16 protein-coding genes are annotated in these 19071 nt (G+C 38.0%); 5 read left to right on the top strand and 11 right to left on the bottom strand.

All coding sequences use genetic code 11. From position 1 onward, the window contains the following. Positions 1-39: 39 nt before the first annotated feature. The 4 genes from secDF to J1905_RS16460 all read right to left on the bottom strand — a co-directional run bounded on the left by secDF (position 40) and on the right by J1905_RS16460 (position 5955). Complete coding sequence (secDF, locus tag J1905_RS16475) at positions 40-3006, bottom strand: protein translocase subunit SecDF (RefSeq protein WP_214228384.1); 2967 nt, start codon at positions 3004-3006, stop codon at positions 40-42. Between the two features lie 132 nt (positions 3007-3138). Next, positions 3139-3624: a dihydrofolate reductase gene (locus tag J1905_RS16470; protein ID WP_214228383.1), complete on the bottom strand. Its 486-nt coding sequence runs from the start codon at positions 3622-3624 to the stop codon at positions 3139-3141. Continuing rightward, on the bottom strand, positions 3621-4415 hold the full coding sequence (locus tag J1905_RS16465) for a thymidylate synthase (protein ID WP_214228382.1): 795 nt from the start codon (positions 4413-4415) through the stop codon (positions 3621-3623). Before J1905_RS16465 ends, J1905_RS16470 begins: the two co-directional genes overlap by 4 nt. Before the next feature lie 607 nt (positions 4416-5022). Next, positions 5023-5955 carry a hypothetical protein gene (locus J1905_RS16460; protein ID WP_214228381.1) on the bottom strand — a complete coding sequence of 311 codons (933 nt, stop codon included), beginning with the start codon at positions 5953-5955 and terminating at the stop codon, positions 5023-5025. A 169-nt stretch (positions 5956-6124) separates the two neighbouring features. On the opposite strand from J1905_RS16460, the gene ispE reads away from it, so the two are divergent. Beyond that, positions 6125-6928, top strand: a complete 804-nt coding sequence (ispE, locus tag J1905_RS16455; RefSeq protein WP_214228439.1) for a 4-(cytidine 5'-diphospho)-2-C-methyl-D-erythritol kinase — start codon at positions 6125-6127, stop codon at positions 6926-6928. A gap of 48 nt (positions 6929-6976) precedes the next feature. Next, positions 6977-7393 carry an OsmC family protein gene (locus tag J1905_RS16450; protein ID WP_214228380.1) on the top strand — a complete coding sequence of 139 codons (417 nt, stop codon included), beginning with the start codon at positions 6977-6979 and terminating at the stop codon, positions 7391-7393. Positions 7394-7435: 42 nt separating this feature from the next. On the opposite strand, the gene J1905_RS16445 is transcribed toward J1905_RS16450, so the two are convergent. The 5 genes from J1905_RS16445 to tgt all read right to left on the bottom strand — a co-directional run bounded on the left by J1905_RS16445 (position 7436) and on the right by tgt (position 13914). After that, on the bottom strand, positions 7436-7714 hold the full coding sequence (locus tag J1905_RS16445) for a LapA family protein (RefSeq protein ID WP_173091409.1): 279 nt from the start codon (positions 7712-7714) through the stop codon (positions 7436-7438). A 3-nt stretch (positions 7715-7717) separates the two neighbouring features. Further along, on the bottom strand, positions 7718-10528 hold the full coding sequence (locus J1905_RS16440; protein WP_214228379.1) for a TolB family protein: 2811 nt from the start codon (positions 10526-10528) through the stop codon (positions 7718-7720). 458 nt (positions 10529-10986) lie between these two features. Then, positions 10987-11592 (bottom strand): DMT family transporter, encoded by a 606-nt coding sequence (locus J1905_RS16435; protein ID WP_250318122.1) that lies wholly within the window; start codon positions 11590-11592, stop codon positions 10987-10989. Positions 11593-11679: 87 nt separating this feature from the next. Beyond that, on the bottom strand, positions 11680-12783 hold the full coding sequence (locus J1905_RS16430) for an LptF/LptG family permease (RefSeq protein WP_214228378.1): 1104 nt from the start codon (positions 12781-12783) through the stop codon (positions 11680-11682). Next, complete coding sequence (gene tgt, locus J1905_RS16425) at positions 12784-13914, bottom strand: tRNA guanosine(34) transglycosylase Tgt (protein WP_214228377.1); 1131 nt, start codon at positions 13912-13914, stop codon at positions 12784-12786. It abuts the gene before it with no gap. A 160-nt stretch (positions 13915-14074) separates the two neighbouring features. Between tgt and J1905_RS16420 the strand changes: the two genes are divergently transcribed. Continuing rightward, positions 14075-15196: a glycosyltransferase gene (locus J1905_RS16420; protein WP_214228376.1), complete on the top strand. Its 1122-nt coding sequence runs from the start codon at positions 14075-14077 to the stop codon at positions 15194-15196. Next, positions 15187-15819, top strand: a complete 633-nt coding sequence (rsmG, locus tag J1905_RS16415; protein ID WP_108206129.1) for a 16S rRNA (guanine(527)-N(7))-methyltransferase RsmG — start codon at positions 15187-15189, stop codon at positions 15817-15819. Before J1905_RS16420 ends, rsmG begins: the two co-directional genes overlap by 10 nt. A 3-nt stretch (positions 15820-15822) precedes the next feature. Here the strand turns inward: rsmG and J1905_RS16410 are convergent, their stop codons facing one another. Together J1905_RS16410 and J1905_RS16405 are read right to left on the bottom strand one after the other, a co-directional pair. Next, complete coding sequence (locus tag J1905_RS16410; protein ID WP_214228375.1) at positions 15823-17355, bottom strand: M56 family metallopeptidase; 1533 nt, start codon at positions 17353-17355, stop codon at positions 15823-15825. Beyond that, positions 17352-17687 (bottom strand): BlaI/MecI/CopY family transcriptional regulator, encoded by a 336-nt coding sequence (locus J1905_RS16405; RefSeq protein WP_394353510.1) that lies wholly within the window; start codon positions 17685-17687, stop codon positions 17352-17354. Before J1905_RS16405 ends, J1905_RS16410 begins: the two co-directional genes overlap by 4 nt. Positions 17688-17865: 178 nt before the next feature. On the opposite strand from J1905_RS16405, the gene dprA reads away from it, so the two are divergent. Beyond that, a complete protein-coding gene (gene dprA / locus J1905_RS16400; protein ID WP_214228374.1) occupies positions 17866-18957 on the top strand; it encodes a DNA-processing protein DprA in 1092 nt (363 codons plus the stop codon). Positions 18958-19071: the final 114 nt, after the last annotated feature.

The raw sequence follows: 19071 nt of genomic DNA, 5'->3' as shown, positions 1-19071 counted from the left end.
AAAAAGGATGCCTTTAATTATCATTTGTAAGTAATATACTTATTTGTTTTTACCAAGATCGATTACGATAGGTGTAGAGATACATAATGATGAATATGTACCGATGATACGACCAATCAATAAGGCGAAGATGAATCCGCGGATACTAGCTCCACCGAAGATAAAGATTACCAACAATACAAAGAATACAGTTAATGAAGTCAAAATAGTACGACTTAAAGTACTGTTCAATGCAAAGTTGATTAGTTTATTACGTTCCTCACCATGTAAATCTTCTTTACCACTTTCAGCAAGTTTCTCACGGATACGGTCAAATACAACAACTGTTTCAGTCATGGTGTAACCCATTACCGTTAAGATCGCTGCAATGAAATCCTGACCAATTTCTAAAGAGAATGGCAATACACCATCTAAAATTGTGTAGAATGAAAGTACAAGCAGCACATCATGGAACAATGCGATAACCGCACCTAAACCATAGTTTAGTTTCTTAAACCTTACTACAATATAGAAGAACATCACTAAACAAGAGAACAAGATTGCTCCGTAAGCCCCATAAACAATATCGCTCGCAATAATAGGACCTACCTTTTCATTACTTTCAATAGTGTATTTAACACCTGTTTTTGCTAAACCTTCATGTAAAGCTTTCTCAACTAATTTATCAGCACCCTGATCCTGATCAGTGATGTGGTAAGTAGTAGTGATTTTTAATTCATTATCAGCACCTGCTGTTTTAACGATAGTTTCCGACTCAGGGAAAGATGCGTTAAGACTAGCTTTAACATCTTCAGTGTGCATTCCTTTATCGAAGTGAACGATATAAGTTCTACCACCTTTAAAGTCGATACCAAGGTTTAATCCGCCATTTTTGAAGTAGAAAATAAAACCTAAAACAATGATTGCAGTAGAAATAGAGTAATAAAGTTTTCTATGACCAACAAAGTTGAAGGCAATGTTTTTAAATGCGTGGATAGTGTGTTTGTTACCAAACGTAATGTTAGATTTTTTATCTAATAGGTATTCGAAAACTAAACGAGAGATCAATACCGCACAGAATAGAGATGATAAGATACCGATACATAATGTAGTTGCGAAACCTTGAACCGGACCACTACCGAAGATGTAAAGGATAGCACCTAATACAAATACTGTAACGTTCGAGTCAATGATAGATGACATTGCGTGTTTGAAACCTTCTTTGATAGCCAAAGGAGTAGCTTTACCTAAATTAAGCTCTTCTCTAACACGCTCAAAGATCAGAATGTTCGCATCTACTGATAAACCGATTACTAATACGATACCGGCAATACCAGGCAATGTTAATACCGCACCTAGCGATACCAAGATACCCATGATGAAGAATAAGTTGATTACCAATGCAAGGTTAGCAACCCATCCAGCTTTATTGTAATATAAAGCCATGAACACCAAGATCACGATAAATGCAAGCACGAATGATAATAAACCATTGTGGATAGCCGCCTCACCAAGTGAAGGACCAACAACGAATTCACCAACAATTCTAGCCGGAGCAGGAAGTTTACCTGCTTTTAATATGTTTGCTAAATCCTGAGTATCATTTACTGTAAAGCTACCAGTGATAGAGGAAATACCGTTAGGGATTTCGTTCTGTACAGTAGGAGCAGAGTAAACAGTGTTATCTAATACAATAGCAATAGATTTTTTATTGTTTGGATCAGCAGAAGCTTCAGCCGTAATTTTTTTCCATTTTGCAGCACCTTCACCAGTCATGTACATGGTTACCTCTGGACGACCTTTTTGATCGTAATCATGACGGGCATCACTGATTGCCTCACCACCTAAATCCGGTTTACCATCAGATGATAAAGATTTGATAGCATACAATTCAAAGATTTTAGCACCACCAGATTGAGCAATGTCCATCGGTTTAACACTCCACATGAATTTGTAACTCTGAGGAATGATCGAAAGAATTTCAGGTCTTTTAAAGTAAGCGTTTACTTTAGCCGTATCTTTTTGAGCAACCCAACCAACAACTGGTCCCGGACGCAATGAAGGCTGTCCGTTTTGACCTTGGTAAGTAGGGATGTTTAGAACCGAGAATAATGGGTTAGATTTTGCTGCGTCAGCATTTTTAACACCTGCAGAATCTTTAGTGTCTTTATTTTTTGCTAAACCAGCTAATTTACTTCCTGATTTTGCAGCAGTAGTATCTGTTGAAGCTTTTCCCGCTGAAGTAGTATCAGCAACTTTTAAAGTTGAAGCAAGAGTTTTGTTGATGTTTTCCAAAACCGGATAAACCTCTTCGTTGTTATAAACTTGCCAGAATTGTAATTCTGCCGAACCTTGTAACAATTTGTGAACCCTTTCTTTGTCCTGAACACCTGGCATCTCAATAAGGATACGGTTAGTACCTTCTTGTTTTTGCATGTTCGGGCTCACTACACCGAAACCATCAATACGGCTTCTGATAATAACGAATGAACGGTCAATAGCACTAGTAGCTTCTTTTGATAAAAAGCTTTTTACTTCCGAATTGCTGGCATCAGGTTTAAGAAGTTTAGAGTTGTCTTGATTAGAAAAGAAGTCAGCTAACTTTACACCTGGGGAAAGTTTTTCGAATTCATTAACAAATAAGTTAATGAAATCTTTTCCACCAGCGTTCAACTGAGTTTGAGCATTTACTAACGCTTTGTTGAAATTAGCATCATCAGTATTATTAGCTAAAGATTTAACTAACTCTGATAACGAGATTTCCATCGTTACGTTCATACCACCTTTTAAGTCTAAACCAAGGTTGATTTCTTTTTCTTTACAGAACTGGTAATTAAATCCAAAAAGAGGATATACCGGTACTGTTGCCATCGAATCTAAATAAGCTTTTTCCTTATCCAGGTCTCCTTTAGCATAAGCTTTTGCGTCTTTTTCAACTTTAGAAGTAACAAAGTTGAATGAGAGAGAATACACACAGACGATACCTAAAAGTATCGCCATAAATTTTATAAAACCTTTACCCTGCATTTGTTTGTAATTATTAGTCTATATGCTATATATTTTTTTAACAAGTCGGCAAATCTAATTATTTTTTCAATTAATCGGCCACGTTATGAAAGTTTTTATTATAGGCCTTCAACTATTTGCTTTTAAGATTGTTTAATACCGCTCAAGTGTCGAAAATGTGTAAGCTACAGCATTTTTTTCGTCTGGCTGGTAATCTTCTGAATTTATCACTTTCCAGGCCGCTTTATCGATCTTCGGAAAGAACGTATCCGCATCGTAAGTTTCGTGGACTGTGGTAAGATGAATACGATTGGTTTTACTCATCGCATATTCATAAATCTGAGCACCACCTACTATAAATACTTCTTCGTCCTGATCGCAAAGTGCTAAAGCATCATCAAGATTTGTAACCACTTCAACGCCCTCAATGGTCAGATCAGTATTTCTGGTAATAACGATGTTACGGCGGTTTGGCAATGGTCTGCCAATAGAATCATAGGTTTTACGCCCCATGATAATGGTATGTCCGCTGGTTATTTGCTTAAAGTGCTTTAAATCTGCCGGTAAGTGCCATAATAGCTGATTGTTTTTACCGATGGCATTATTCTCAGCAATTGCTACTACAATTGAAATGATCATACCGCTACCGCTCCTTTAATATGAGGATGAGCATCGTAATCTTTCAATGTAAAGTCTTCAAATTTAAAATCAAGGATATTTTTAACCTCGGGATTGATTTCCATTACAGGCAGTTTTTTAGGGTCTCTACTTAATTGCAGTCTGGCCTGCTCAATATGATTGTTGTATAAGTGAGCGTCGCCAAGTGTATGGATAAAATCGCCATATTCCAAACCACATACCTGAGCCACCATCATGGTAAGCAAGGCATATGAGGCAATGTTAAAAGGTACACCTAAAAATATATCGGCACTACGTTGATAAAGCTGACAACTCAATTTACCATCTGCCACATAGAATTGAAAAAAAGCATGGCAGGGCGGAAGCGCCATATGCTCCACATCGGCAACATTCCATGCCGATACGATAATGCGTCTCGAATCCGGATTGTTTTTGATGGTGTTAACGATCTGTTCTATCTGATCAATATGTCCACCATCAGGCTTAGGCCATGAGCGCCATTGTGATCCATATACAGGGCCTAAATTGCCGTCTGCATCAGCCCATTCGTCCCATATTTTTACCCCATTATCTTTTAAATATTTAATGTTGGTATCTCCGCTTAAAAACCAGATCAACTCATGGATAATCGACTTTAAATGCAGTTTTTTTGTGGTAACCATAGGGAAGCCTTCCTGCAAATTAAACCTCATCTGATACCCAAATACGCTGATGGTGCCAGTTCCGGTACGATCATGTTTTTGTGTGCCATGATCAAGCACGTGCTGCATCAAATCTAAATATTGTTTCATCTGATTAATTATAAAAGGCTATTCGATGCAAAAGTACATATTAAATAGAATCTTTAATAAGGTATCTCATCCTTCATCAACGCAAACGCATTAAAATAGCTGCTTAAACTCATAACTTAATGCATTTAGGCTAAGCTGACTATCATTTGGAGAATATGTAAAGGTTCAAAAAGCGACAAATGCGTCATAAAGTCGAAATTGCGACACGGTTCATTTTTATTTTAACCACATTTGATCTATTAAAAAAAGCGATAAAAACAATAGCAACTCTGTGCTGGTCGGTATGTGGCTTTGACTCAAGCAGTATTACAAAATGGCTGATATACGAGTATTGAAGGACTCTTAAAGGACTATTATAGGACTAATGGTCCTATAATAGTCCTTTAAGAGTCAATTGTCGGTCGACCTTTTGACTTAAACTGATTAGAATCGGTACAAGCAAGCCCGAAGAAACGGCGATAATACTAGCTGAAATTTTAATGCGTTCGCCGTGCATCCTTCATGTAAGAATTTAAATGTATGTAGAATTTCATACTTTATGAAATTAAGGTGTTGAAGTACAGTTTTTTGATTTGTACTAAAGTTTTGCATAGAAACATTAATTATTTTAAGGGGTTAATTTTACAGTTATTGTTTGGTACTCGAACTGCTGATTGTAGTTTTCCTCTCTTGTTGCCATTTGGTATGGGTTTGCATTAGGATCCTCCTGTTCGTAATCATATTCTAGTTGCGACGTACGTACGGTGGTTTTAAGCCGTATTGGCATCTTGTTCTCATTGTATGTGTAGTTGTGCGATGCTTGAGCGATCGTTTGTCGATTTACATTTTGTTCTCTATCAGAATAAATGCAATTATTTGGTGATAAAAAAGCAATAAAATTAAATGCATCTTGGAAAGAATATTCGTAATGTAGTAATTTTTCAAAGCCATCGATGCCAAATTGAGGATTTATTGAATTATCATATTGGAATGTTGATTCAAATGTTGTTGCGGTGGTGCCAGCGGATTCTTTGATGATATTTCCCCTCTCGTCATATGAAAAGCTATAAATAGTCCCATCCTTATAAGCTCCAGAAGTATTAACCTCACAAGCTACTAGTGGACCCTTAGCGGCTACGCTGTCTTGATATCTGAAGAATAAGTGACTAGTAATGTCTTCCTTGTTCTCGTTGTAATATTCAATTCTGATAATTCTATTATTTCTGTAAAAGACCTTGTATGTGTTTTTTAGTGTCATTTCATTGGACTCATAATTTTGACCAAACCTGCGGATCTGCGTAGGTTGGTTATCACTATAGTCATAAATGAGATATTCTGTAAGCCCTGTTTTGTCATTAAAGCGGTTAATTCTTTCAACTTTTCCAAACTCATTGTATTGGTATTCAGTTTTGCCATTGTCTTTTATTACAGCTTTTAGGATTACTTTGCTTTCAGTTTTTTGTTCTTTGAAAGCTTCCTTGTGATTTGTTTTTTTACATCCAACTAAAATAATCAGGATGAGCGAGGGTAAAATCACTAAGGTTTTAAAAAGTGTTTTCATGAGGAGTGCATTAAGTTGAGGTGCGGACTTCACTGTTTTACGGTTATGTAAAGCTATGCGGAAACGGGGCGGAATAAAATACCCAATAATGAGTATTTTGAACTTATTACTGATGCACCTTGTTTTTGATTTTTGTAAGTTTGCCAGCTTAACAATAAACGCAAAATCAATGCTTGCATTTGCCAATGCCAAGATCAACCTTGGTCTGTATGTAACTGAAAAACGACCTGATGGGTATCATAATCTTGAAACGGTATTTTATCCGGTAAAAATAAATGATGTTATAGAAATTACAGATGCTGAGGAAACGACTTGTGAGATTAAAGGAATCGATATACCAGGCAGTGCCGAGGATAACATTTGCTTAAAAGCATTTGAGCTACTGAAAAAGGACTTTGATTTACCTGCGCAAAAAATCACATTACTTAAAAACATTCCAGTTGGTGCCGGTTTGGGTGGAGGCTCATCCGATGCTGCATTTCTTGTCAAATTGCTGAATGATAAATTTGAATTGGGATTAAGTGTTCCTCAGATGGAAGATTATGCTAGGGAATTAGGGGCCGACTGTGCGTTCTTTGTCAGCAATAAGCCTGTTTTTGCTGAGGGAAAAGGGGATGAGTTTAGTGATGTAGAGGTTGATCTTTCGGATTATAGGATCTTGCTGGTTAAGCCGCCTGTTCATGTGTCGACTGCAGATGCTTACAGCGGAATTTTGCCTCATAACTCTGGTGTGTCGCTAAAGGAGTTGATTCGTTTACCCTTGAAAGATTGGAAGTCAAACTTAAATAATGATTTTGAAAGCACTGTGTTTCTAAAATATCCTGAAATTGCAGCGGTTAAAGATGTGCTTTATCATGAGGGAGCAATATTTGCTGCCATGAGTGGTAGTGGTTCGTCAGTTTTTGCAATATTTGAAAATGAGGTTCGATTACCTGAATTGGAAAAGAACAACAAAGTGTTTTATAATATTTAGTGTCGCCTTTAAAAAGGTAAAATTTACAAGTTAAAAAGATATTTACAAATGGAAATCAACCTGATACGTAAGAACAACAAGTTTAATTTTGAAGCTCAGAACCCAAGTGGTCAAACTGTGGAGTTGGATGCTAAGCCGGAAATTGGTGGTGAAGGTAAAGGCTTTAGACCAATGGAGATGCTATTGGTAGGTCTTGGTGGTTGCAGCGGAATTGATGTTGTAAATGTGTTGACTAAGCAAAAAGAACCACTTGATGATGTTAAAATAAAGATTAATGCTACTCGTAAGGATCAGGAGATGCCGCCAATATTTGATGTGATTAATATTCACTTTGACCTTTATGGTGCGTTAAATGTTCAGAAAGTAGAGAGAGCGTTGGCTTTAACTTTCGAAAAGTATTGCTCGGTGTCGAATATTTTAGAGCGTTCTGCGACGCTTAATTTCACTTACGAAATTCATCAATAAGAAAAATTATTGTCATGCCGGCCTACACCGGCATGATTTCCTTTAGCTGATGTAATCGCGATCCTCATCGCTCAGCGTATTTTTATGATCTCCCGATTTTATCGGTGTATCAACTCTGTCATAAGTGCTCACGGTAGTTTTCGGTCTGCCGGCCCAGTAGCCAAGTACGAATCCCACAAAAGTACATACACCCACTACCAGCAGTTTAGAAATATCTTTCTTTACAAAAATGAAGTTAAACTCTACGGCGTCTGTATTGATCATTAAAAAAATGGTAATGATGGCTGTGAATGCGATGATAAAAATGGTTTTGGTCTTCATGACTTAAAAGCTATAGTTTAAAATTAATTCTAATATAGGATTTTGGTTATAAACTTTGTTTACAAAAACATATCTGGCGCCCACGTCAAAAATTGGCTGGTAACGCAGCAGGTTCATACTACTGCGCAATTCGAAACCAAAAGTTTTAGGTTCGGCTAAATTTGTATCACTTCCAATATTCTCGTAATGACAAAACATACCCGCCCTCAGGTTTCTGATGTAGGCAAGCGGGCCAATCTCTGCATCGGGAAAAACGATGGGGAAGCGGTAGTTGAAAAGTAGCGTGTTTCTGAGAATGCTTTTTGCCTTGATGTTGCTGTAGCCGTAAACGGTGTTGATTTCCTGATCATACTTTCTGATGCCTGATGTGTTCTGATAATTGAAGTTGGCAAGGAAAGAGTGGTTTTTTAGCAAACCGGGGAAATACAGAAATCCTTCGAAAGCAAACAGCTTGCCACTAAGGTTATCATCAAACGGTTGGTGCATGTACGAAATTCTAAATATTTGGGCCCATTTTGGTGCAATATCTCTCGGAGCTTGTGCGGTGCTGTGGTTAAAAGTGAAATTGTACTCCATTGGGAAAACCAATTTGTTGATGAAAGTTTTTGGCAGATTTACCGGATCATACCTTTTGGTGTAACTGGTTAGTGCATTAAATGAAAAGCTGTAAGTGTCATTTAGCGCGTTTAAACTGATCGGAACCGAAGCCTGGAGTTGGATGTTGTTTTCTCTCCAATCGCCTTGCAGAATGCCTGATTTTGCGTTATAGAAAATTCTTCTGGGACGGTTCCTATACGTGGCTCGTATGATGGGGTAAAAACTTTTTAAGGTAAAGCCAGCGTTGTATTCGAACTTATTGAGATCGCGGTAATAATCCACTCCTGTAAAAAAACTGAAAGTGTTGAGTAGGTTGTCTGAATTTAGTTGCAGCCCGCCACGGTACTCGTTTTCAATATTTGGGATTATGCTGTGCACGTTGAACAGGTTTGTTAGTGCGTGGTATGGTTTGGAAATGTAGGTACTGTCGGGAATGTTGTTGAAAACGCTGCCGGTGTTTTCTTGTTTTTGGACAGCGCCGTCAAAATAAACGAAATTGTTTCGGCCAATGGGCTTTGGCGATAATGGCATTTCCGAAATCTGGTAGCCGGTTAGTTCGTAGTTGTTGAAAACGATGGCGGCTGTGCTGTCGGCCTGAGTTGGATTAAAGGCGCCGTATTTAGAGGCGCTCAGAGCGGTTATCTTTTTTGAAACGGTATCTATGTTGTAAATGTTGTCGATTCCGTTGTAGTGCGCGTTAAAAGCTATTCCTCGATTAATGTAGATCGGCCTGCTTATCTGCTGTTGTGTTTCCTTTATCAGCTGTTCTGTTTTCTCTTCTTTGTCGGTTACCCATATGGCTTTCCCTTTTTCGCTTACGCTGATGTAGGTGATGAGGTTTGCGGTAGGATTGTAAGAAGGAGTTTGAAGAATCAGGTTTTCGGGATTTGGGATGGTGGTTAGGGTGGCGCCGGTTTCTGCGTCAAGTTCTATCAGGTTGCATTTGTTGCTAAGGTCAATTTTTACCGCCACTATCTTTTTCCCATCGGCAGAAATGGAAGGGGAGAAGATCCTGCTTCTTGTGGTTAGTTTTTTCTGCTTCCCGGTTTTTAGGTTGTAACTGCAGATGACACTGTAGCTGCGCTGGCGATATCTTGGGTCGTAACGAATCTCGTCCCAAACAATAACTCCGTTGGCGTAGCTGAACCATGGTTGTTCCTGGTAGCCGATGCGTAACAGTTTGGTTTCGTTTTTTGTGCTGTCGATGATTGCGAAATGTGCCGTCTCAGCTTTGCTTTGTTTGAGGGTCAGAATTCTGCCGTCTTTAATTTTTACAGGAAGGAAGTAGTTGGTTGCAAATTTGGATTCGCTGTTTAGAGCAGGGTAGTTTTCGGTTGGTGATTTTTCGCTTTGACTGGTCCATTCTTTCTTCAAAATTTCGGTGGTGTGATTGTACCATTTTTTGGTTCCCATTTTGGTGAACTTTTTTAAGCTGTTGGAAAAGGGGTAGAGTCTGACTGGTCTTTTGCGAATGTCGGTGAGTAGACTGTCGAAAATGTTTTTCCCAAATTCCTTTCTGATGTTCGAAGCCATCAGGTACCCGAGTTGGTAGTATCCGGGGGTGATGTCTTTTTCTGATCCGAAGCTCGATTTGCTGTAAGAGAATTTCTTGTCTTCGAGTAGGCTGGTTCGGTAAGGCATGATCCATGAAGGTTGTCTGCCGCGACCGGCATTTGTAAGTGCCGTTTCGATGGTGACTGCATCGCCTTCAAAAAACCAAAGTGGGATGCTAACTCCGAACCAGGCGAAGTAAACATACTCGGGAAAAGGGTAGGCTTTTCCACCGGTTAATTTGTCGTATTGAGCAACGTGTCGAAGCTCGTGAACGGCCAGGTTATTTAGCCAGTCCTGACTGTCGAATTGCTGCGGTGGGGTGGTGTAAAATTCTGACTTTTTTGGGGCGAGTTGAACGAAGCCATTTGCGATCACTCCGCGGTTTTGAAGGATCAGTGGGATGGTGGTTTTTTGCCTTCCCAGACTACCGCCAACATGGGGGTAAATGTAGCCGAGCGTATTGGCTATTCTTTGGGCTTCTTTTTCAAATTCGCTCGGAAAGATGATCTTAAACCCCGAAGCATTTATTTGCCTCCATTTTACACTAAGTGGGTTTTGTTCTCCTCCGAAAACCTGAGCAAAAGCACTATGTGAAATTATACTTAATGTTGATATTATTATTGATTTGAATATCAGTTGTTTAAGTTCTTTATTTTGCGTCATTTATTGTGTTTGCTAAAACAATTAGTATTTGTAATTTTTTATGCGTTCGTATTTGTAATTTTTTAATTTATTTAAAAGTATTTAATTTACTGATTTTTAAATAAATATATTAATCTGTTTAAAGTGATGTAATTCTGATTTTTGTGAATTGTTAGCGCTGAAATGATTGGTTTTTGATTTCTGGAGCTAATTTATTTCAGGTTGTCGGAATCTGCCATTAAGGTACACTAATTACGCTTAAAATGCAACAAAAATTCTTCGTTAAAATTTGACGATGTATACGGGAATGGTGAATGTGTTGCTGTAAAATACTGGAGAAATGCGCGGTATTTTGAGGCGAAATGGGTTGAGTTATAGAGCTTGATTTTGGCTTCTGTTTACACTTTGATGTGAGCGTTGTTGGTGAGTTTTTACTGCGCAGAATTACCCTCCTCCCCCTCGTTAGAAGGGGCAGATTGCTAGTGTAAATTCCTTCTTTTTTTGTAGATGGGGTATAGGGAAACTGAGCCTAAAATGAGAGTGGCTCCGAGGTAAAATCCGGTAGACATTGCCTCTTTGGTTCCGAAGAAAATGAAGGCTAAAATGATGCCGTATACGGGCTCGAGGTTGGTGATGAACGCCACCCTAAAAGCCGACAAAGTACGAATCACCGACACGCCGGCAACATAGGCGAGGGCGGTGCAAATGGTACCTAAAACGGTCAGGTAAATCCAGTCGATAACACTCAAATTGAATGTCTCGGTAAGGAGCGTTTTGTCGAACAAACGATACAGTGTGATCCAGAAAAAAGCTCCTGAAATCTCATAAAATCCAATGATTTTATGGTCGCTTTTTTGAACTAATGTGGAGTTTATGGTGGCAAATAAGCTGGATCCAAGGGCTGGAGTAAGCCCGAAAATGATGCCTAAAGTGTACTTTGATTCGAATTTAAAGATAAGATAGATGCCTGTAATGATGATTAAGCCTACGATGACATCCGGTATTAGGATGCGTTGTTTCTTTATTAAAGGCTCTAATAGGCCGTAAAAAGAGTAAATGATATCAATAGGTATTAATTCGCCCAAGATGCCTGTAAAGTCCCATATAAACACAGTAAAATGTAAGATTAAAAGGGGTTTTTGGTTACAGATGTTTCTGGTGTAACCGGGACATTATTTAGGGGCTTTTCTCAGTAAATAATAGCCTAACAAGCCAAAAAATAGGGTGGGAGCAAGTACTGCAAATAACGGAGAAGCGCCTCCTTTTAGGGAGAACATCTTGGCAAATTGGTTCATTACGATATAGCCAAAGCTTAATAATATGCCTATTCCAAGAGGTAAACCAACACCTCCACGTACCTTACGGGATGATAATGCTACGCCAATTAGAGTTAAAACGAAGGCTGAAAGCGGATGTAAGTAGCGTTTGTACTGCTCAAACAACAGATCGTTCCAAATGCCAGTTCCTCTGGTCTTTTCTTTTCTAATTTTGTCTGATAACTCTTTGTTACTCAGGTTCTCAAAGATATTGTCGTAGGCCGAGAAATCATCTGGTCTCATGTCAAGTACAGTGTCCTTTGGTTTTACTAATTCTCTAACAAAGGTTTCTTTTAAGCCATTGATATACCTTACTGAATAATTGGTAAGCCTCCATGATCTTTTTAAAGAATCATACTGTATTTCCTCTGCAACAAGCTTTTTTGTAAGTACATCTCCCTTAAAATTATCAAGGGAGAACCTTGATCCTTTCTTTGTTTTGTTGTCAAAACTATCCATATAGATGTAGGTATTCGCATCTAATTTCATGTGGATATTGTTCTTGCTGGGTGATGCATTCTTCTTTACATAGGTGTTTTCGAAGCTGTTTTTAAGCTGATTTGTATAGGGTAGAATGAAAAGATTTGAAGCCAGATTTACGGAGAATATGACAAATGCGGATACAAAATAGGGTAAAAGGAAGCGGTTAAAGCTTACTCCTCCACTTAGAATGGGTACGATTTCTGTCTGATCAGCCATCTTTGCGGTAAAGAAAATTACGGCAATAAAGTTGATCAAGGGCGAGAGCATATTAACGTAAAAGGGGATAGAGCCTGCGTAATACAGGGTCACAACCTGCCAAAAGGTGAGGTTTGCACTTAAAAAGTCATCCAGTTTCTCCGACAAGTCAAAAATAATGATGATCACCACAAATAAGGTAAGGGTATACAGAAATGTACCCAGATACTTACTGATAATGTACCAGTCGATGATTTTAATCCTGTCTTTAAAGAAACTCATTTACAATTTATTCCCTAAGATAGTTACCATTTTGTTTTTCCATGCATAAAACTCGCCTGCGATGATTTTTTCGCGAGCTTGTTTAACCAACCACAGGTAAAAATGTAGGTTATGTAGTGTAGCAATTTGTGCACCTAGCATCTCTTTTGAGTGCATTAAATGCCTTAAATAGGCTTTAGAGTAAACTTGGTCTGCATGTAGATCGCTATCAGCTTCAATTGGTGAGAAGTCGTTTGCCCACTTCTTGTTACCTATATTAATGATACCGTTTTTAGTGAAAAGCATACCATTTCTGGCGTTTCTTGTAGGCATTACGCAATCAAACATATCTACTCCTAACGCAATATTCTCTAAAATATTGATAGGAGTACCTACGCCCATTAAATAACGAGGTTTTTCGTATGGTAAAATATCACATACAACTTCGGTCATGCCGTACATTTCTTCAGCAGGCTCACCAACAGATAAACCACCTATTGCATTGCCCTCACGGTCCATAGATGCAATAAAATCTGCTGATTTTTTCCTTAAATCTTTATAAACAGAACCCTGTACGATAGGGAAAAGGGTTTGATTGAAGCCATACTTAGGCTCTGTAGAGTCGAATCTGTCACAGCAGCGCTTTAACCAGCGGTGCGTCATGTGAATAGATGAAGCTGCATATTTATAATCGCATGGGTACGGCGTGCATTCATCAAAAGCCATAATGATGTCGGCCCCGATGGTACGCTGTATATCCATTGCATATTCTGGTGTAAACAGGTGTTTTGAACCATCTATATGCGAACGAAAGGTAACTCCTTCTTCTTTGATTTTTCTTACTTTGCTCAAAGAATATACTTGATAACCACCACTATCTGTTAAAATAGGACGGTCCCAGCCGATGAATTTATGCAATCCGCCAGCTTGTTCCAGAACATCCAGTCCTGGTCTAAGATATAAATGGTAGGTGTTTCCAAGAATTATTTTGGCATCGATATCTTCTTTAAGCTCTCTTTGGTGTACTGCTTTAACTGTTCCTGCGGTACCTACGGGCATGAAAATTGGAGTTTGTATCTCTCCGTGATCTGTTGTAACTGTCCCTGCTCTTGCTTTTGAATGTATATCTTTTGCCTCTAAACTAAACTTCATCTGTGTATAATTATTTGATTTTTTACACCTATTAATATATACGTTTAAAAATCTGCGCAAAAGTAGCAAAAAACCAGCTATTTACGGTCTAAATTTTTTATCAACATAAATGTGCATTACAGATTAAAAATGAGAAATTTGCCGGTTACAAAAATACATCGTGGAATTAACCTTAATTGAGAGTTGCCTGCTCGGCGCTTTAATCTTTTGCTTCTTAGTACAGCTATATTTTAGTCTCTTTGTTCACTTAAAACTAGCTTTAGTTAAAATAGATGGTCTTCCTGAAACAGGTAGGAAGCCATTGAGCGTTGTGGTTTGTGCCAGAAATGAGTTTAATAACCTTACAGAGTACTTGCCTTCTGTTCTTGAACAGAATTATCCTGATTATGAGGTTGTTGTTGTGAATGATAGATCGTGGGATGGTACGCGTGAATTATTGGAATCATTTCAGAAACAGTATAAGCACTTAAAAGTTGTTCAGGTAAATGAAGGCGAAAAGTTTATTGCCGGTAAGAAATTTGCAGTTACCATGGGTATTAAAGCAGCGTCGAATGAGTGGCTGGTTTTTACTGATGCCGATTGTTTGCCAGCCTCGCAAGACTGGTTGTTGGGGATGCAACAACCGGAAGATGATAGCGTAGATATCCTTTTAGGGTACTCTCCTTATATGAAACAGAGAGGAATATTAAACGCATTAATTCGTTTTGAGACTTTTTTTACAGCGGTAAATTACCTTTCATTTGCACTAAAAGGTATGCCTTATATGGGTGTTGGCCGAAATATGGCATATAAAAAATCGTTGTTTTTTAAGAATAAGGGCTTCGCTGCGCACATGCATATTCCCTCTGGTGATGACGATTTATTTGTGAATGCACACGCTACTAAGAGCAATACAACGATTTCTATCAATAAAGATGCTCATGTTTGGAGTGAGCCCAATACAAGTTTCGGTGCATATCTGAGACAAAAGAAAAGACATTTTGGTGCAGGAAAGATGTATAAAGGGAAGCACAAGTTTATTTTGTCTTCGCAGATTATCATTCAGTTCCTTTTTTATGCTTTCTTTACTGCATTATTGTTTTTTAAAGCTACCTTATATATAGCATTAGGAGTTTTTGTTTTGAGTATTATAATAAGGTGTTTTGTTTATCCCCGCCTTTTAAAGCGGTTAAGTTATGGTAATTTGAGCTTCTGGTTTCCTATTTTGGATATTCTATTGTTCATTTTTCTAGTGTTTAACGGCATTGTGTCTATATTTGTTAAAAAAGTCCAGTGGAAATAAAGTCTACTCTTATACAGAAATATTTTAAAGAGCTAACAGATCAGCAGATAGCTCAGTTCGATCAATTGTATGAATTGTACAGTTTCTGGAACTCCCAGATCAATGTAATTTCAAGAAAAGACATTGATGAATTATATGAACGTCATATTCTTCATTCGCTTGGAATTGCTAAATTCTGCACTTTTAAAGCAGGAGAGCGGGTATTGGATGTTGGTACCGGAGGTGGTTTCCCTGGAATTCCTTTGGCTATTCTTTTCCCTGAAACTCAGTTTCATCTGGTAGATTCTATCGGTAAAAAGATTAAAGTAGTTACTGAAGTGGCTTTGGCATTGGGTTTAACAAACGTTAAGGCCAGTCATTTAAGAGCCGAACAGATCGCTGATAAGTATGATTTTGTGGTTTCGAGAGCGGTTACAAGGCTTATTGACTTTTATCCTTGGGTAAAAGGTAAGTTTAATAAGGATTCAAAAAACGCCATTGCTAACGGTATACTGTATTTAAAGGGAGGTGATTTGAAGGAAGAGATTTCTGAATCACGACTAAAAGCGGAATTATATCCGCTTTCAGCTTACTTTGAAGAAGAGTTTTTTGAAACCAAATACGTGGTTTACATACCTCAGTAAGGGTTAGTTAGTTGGTTTCGCCTCGAAAGTAACTGTACCCTCCACGAGTTTAATGACGCCATCTCGTGCTGCTTCACCATATTTTGCAATTGCTGCAGGATTGTTTCTTGGTGTTACAATTGCTGATTTGGCAGTAAAGTGTATGCTCTTGTCTTTTTGCTGCTTTACTATTTCTCCGTCGTTAATAATTAAGGGGTTCTCTCCTATGTTATCAATCGTCCTGTTGTGATTCTTCTGAGAATTCGTATTAGTTTGCTCATCTCCTGATGTTTGAGTTGGCTCAACTGGGGGAGGTGGGGGTGGCACAGGCTTATCTGGTGTAACGATTGGTGGCGGAAATTTTACTCCCTTAAGCGATTTAGCCTTTTTTGGGGCTGCCGGTGCATCGGGTTTGACAATAGGCGGAGGGAATTTTACTGGCGGAAATTTTACTGTTTTAACTTTAGGTGGTGGGAATTTAATATTATCCACATTTTTTTTGTGTTTTTCAATAGGCGGTGCATCTGGTGTTACAATTGGAGGCGGGAATTTTACTGTTTTAGCTTTTGCACCTGATTTGATCTTAACAGCTTTTATTTCAGTTGCTTTTTTCTTAGACGTATCCTGTTTTACGGATTGATTTGACTCGTATTTCTCCGGATACAGGTCTATCATCGCATAATCCTTAGTAAACGCCATGGTGGACATGCAAAGCATTCCTCCGGCAATTGGCAGTGCAAACAGGAGTTTGAGCCTTGCTCTTCCTGCTGATCTTTCTTTGTTTAACATGTTAATTCTCCTTTTTAATATTGATTGATTGAATATTTGATTGGTAAGCTGATTAGGAATCATACCGAAGGAGTTCTGTATCAGAAACATGGCATATTCATGTTTCTGGATTTCTGTGTCTGTTGTTATTCCATCGGCAATGTACTCATGTAATAGTTTAATGTCCTTTTTAAGGAAATAGGTAATTGGATTGAACCAAGCCAGAATCTGAATGATCTCGAAAAAGATAATATCTAAGCTGTGCTTTTGCTGTATATGTACCATTTCATGCTTAAGAATGGCGTTTTTCTTATCTATTGAAGGGTTTATAAATAATAGATTGAAAAAAGAAAAAGCGGTAGAGGAACCCGGGAGATCAACATATATTATATTTCCTTTGCGTTTTTTTGGTGCCTTAACTGATAATAAAATTATTCTATAAATATTGATTAGAAGCTGGATGCTAAATAATGCGACAATAGCCGAATAACCTACAATGAGTAAGTTATTGTCAGTAAAGAGCCAATCTAAGCCACTTTTAGTATCTGGTTCAGATAGTTTTATGGTAAATAGAAGGGGTGAGGTGCTATCATTTTGCTGATTGTTTAAAAGGTTGTTGAGGTAGCCTACCTGCAAAAGTGGTATAATAAAAGCCACGATGCTAGTTGCGATAAGATAACCTCTATTTAAAGAATAGAAGGTCTCCCTGTGTAAAAACAAACGGTAAAACCCGTAAAACGCGGCTAAATACAGATTAGCCTCCAGCAGATAGTGCAACCAGTTCATCATTTCTTGTTTTTAAGTTTTTCAGCGAGTTGGATCAATTCGTCGAGCTCGTCCATGTCCATGTTTTTCTCTTTTACAAGGAATGATACCAAGCTCTGGTAAGAATTTTCGAAGTAATTATTCATTACTTTATCAAATGCAAAGTGTTTGTATTCTTCTTCAGTTATTATAGGGAAGTAGATATGTGTGTTGCCGATGGCTTTATGGTCAATAAACCCTTTACCCTCTAATACCCTGATTACCGTTGACACCGTATTATATGCTGGTTTTGGTGGGGTCATTTTATCTATTACTTCCTTCACCAAGCCCTCTTTTATCTCCCATAAAATTAGCATTACCTGTTCTTCCGCCTTTGTAAGTTCTCTCATTACCTATTATATATTGTTGTTAATTAAAGGTACTACTATTTTTATAGTTTTCAAACTATTTTTGTAGTTTGTTTTTAATATGTTGATTTTTAGTTGTTTATTTTGAAATGTTGGTTGGTGGGTAAATAAATATATAATTTAGCCCATGAGTTTAATTTACAAAATTGGCCTTACATTGATTAAGAGTGTGGGGCATGTAACAGCTAAAAGCTTACTGGAGCATTTTGGTAGTGCAGAGGCTATATTTAAAGCGAGTAAAAAGGAATTGCTTCAAATTCCCGGCATAGGGCCTGTTACGGCTGATCAGATTCTGGCTAATGATGCTTTAAAAACTGCCGAAGTGCAATTGAAATTTATCAAAAAGCATAAGGTTGAAGCATTGTTTTATACCGATGATAACTATCCTAAAAGACTAAAACACTGCTTTGATGCGCCTGTATTGTTATACTATAAAGGTACTGCAGACCTTAACCATAGTAGGATTATCAGTATAGTTGGTACCAGAAAGGCCACAGAATATGGTAGGGAGTTGTGTAAGCAACTGGCTGTAACCTTAGCTGATTATGATGTAGTTATTGTTAGTGGATTGGCGTACGGCATTGATATAGCAGCACATAAAGAAAGTCTGTATCAAAATATTCCCACTATTGGTGTTCTTGCACATGGATTAGATAGGATTTACCCTTCTTTACATCAGCCAACAGCACAAAAAATGGTGCTAAATGGAGGTTTGTTAACTGAATTTCCATTATACACGAACCCTGATAAGGAGAATTTTCCGAAACGAAACCGCATTATTGCCGGACTTGCGGATGCTACAATTGTAGTGGAGGCAACGGGCAAAGGAGGGGCTTTAATTACGGCAGATATCGCAAATTCGTACAATAGGGATGTTTATGCTTTTCCGGGCAGGACAATCGATGTGAGCTCTGAAGGTTGTAATTTCCTGATTAAAACGAATAGGGCAGCACTCATTAATCATGCAAAAGACCTGGCTTATTATCTTGGGTGGGATGAGGTAAAGTCGCAAAAGACTAAACAAACTCAAATGTTGATAGGGCTTTCAGCTGAAGAACAGAAAATTGTGGACCTGTTACAGGTATCTGCTATAAGGATTGATGAGCTGGCCATACAATCTGAAATGCCCCAGAGTAAGCTTGCCATGCATCTGTTAAGCCTTGAAATGCAAGGGATTCTGATTTCTTTACCGGGTAAGTTGTATAAATTGAGTGGCTAAGGTTCGGTGTTTACCTATATATTTAATTGTTTGTTAGTCTATTGGAGTACTAGATTAAAATAATATGCTGTGTATTTCGTTATTTCAATATTAAATTATGAATTTCTATTTGTA

The organism is Pedobacter sp. B4-66 (assembly GCF_018492665.1).
GTDB lineage: Bacteria > Bacteroidota > Bacteroidia > Sphingobacteriales > Sphingobacteriaceae > Pedobacter.
The sequence above is the reverse complement of the archived record's forward strand: the minus strand, read 5'-3'. Positions and strand labels throughout refer to the sequence as shown.

Coding starts and splice junctions, on each gene's coding strand:
- secDF (WP_214228384.1), bottom strand. CDS start 3,006: ATGCAGGGTAAAGGTTTTATAAAATTTATGGCGATACTTTTAGGTATC.
- J1905_RS16470 (WP_214228383.1), bottom strand. CDS start 3,624: ATGATCATTTCAATTGTAGTAGCAATTGCTGAGAATAATGCCATCGGT.
- J1905_RS16465 (WP_214228382.1), bottom strand. CDS start 4,415: ATGAAACAATATTTAGATTTGATGCAGCACGTGCTTGATCATGGCACA.
- J1905_RS16460 (WP_214228381.1), bottom strand. CDS start 5,955: ATGAAAACACTTTTTAAAACCTTAGTGATTTTACCCTCGCTCATCCTG.
- ispE (WP_214228439.1), top strand. CDS start 6,125: ATGCTTGCATTTGCCAATGCCAAGATCAACCTTGGTCTGTATGTAACT.
- J1905_RS16450 (WP_214228380.1), top strand. CDS start 6,977: ATGGAAATCAACCTGATACGTAAGAACAACAAGTTTAATTTTGAAGCT.
- J1905_RS16445 (WP_173091409.1), bottom strand. CDS start 7,714: ATGAAGACCAAAACCATTTTTATCATCGCATTCACAGCCATCATTACC.
- J1905_RS16440 (WP_214228379.1), bottom strand. CDS start 10,528: ATGACGCAAAATAAAGAACTTAAACAACTGATATTCAAATCAATAATA.
- J1905_RS16430 (WP_214228378.1), bottom strand. CDS start 12,783: ATGAGTTTCTTTAAAGACAGGATTAAAATCATCGACTGGTACATTATC.
- tgt (WP_214228377.1), bottom strand. CDS start 13,914: ATGAAGTTTAGTTTAGAGGCAAAAGATATACATTCAAAAGCAAGAGCA.
- J1905_RS16410 (WP_214228375.1), bottom strand. CDS start 17,355: ATGATGAACTGGTTGCACTATCTGCTGGAGGCTAATCTGTATTTAGCC.
- J1905_RS16405 (WP_394353510.1), bottom strand. CDS start 17,687: ATGCTAATTTTATGGGAGATAAAAGAGGGCTTGGTGAAGGAAGTAATA.
- dprA (WP_214228374.1), top strand. CDS start 17,866: ATGAGTTTAATTTACAAAATTGGCCTTACATTGATTAAGAGTGTGGGG.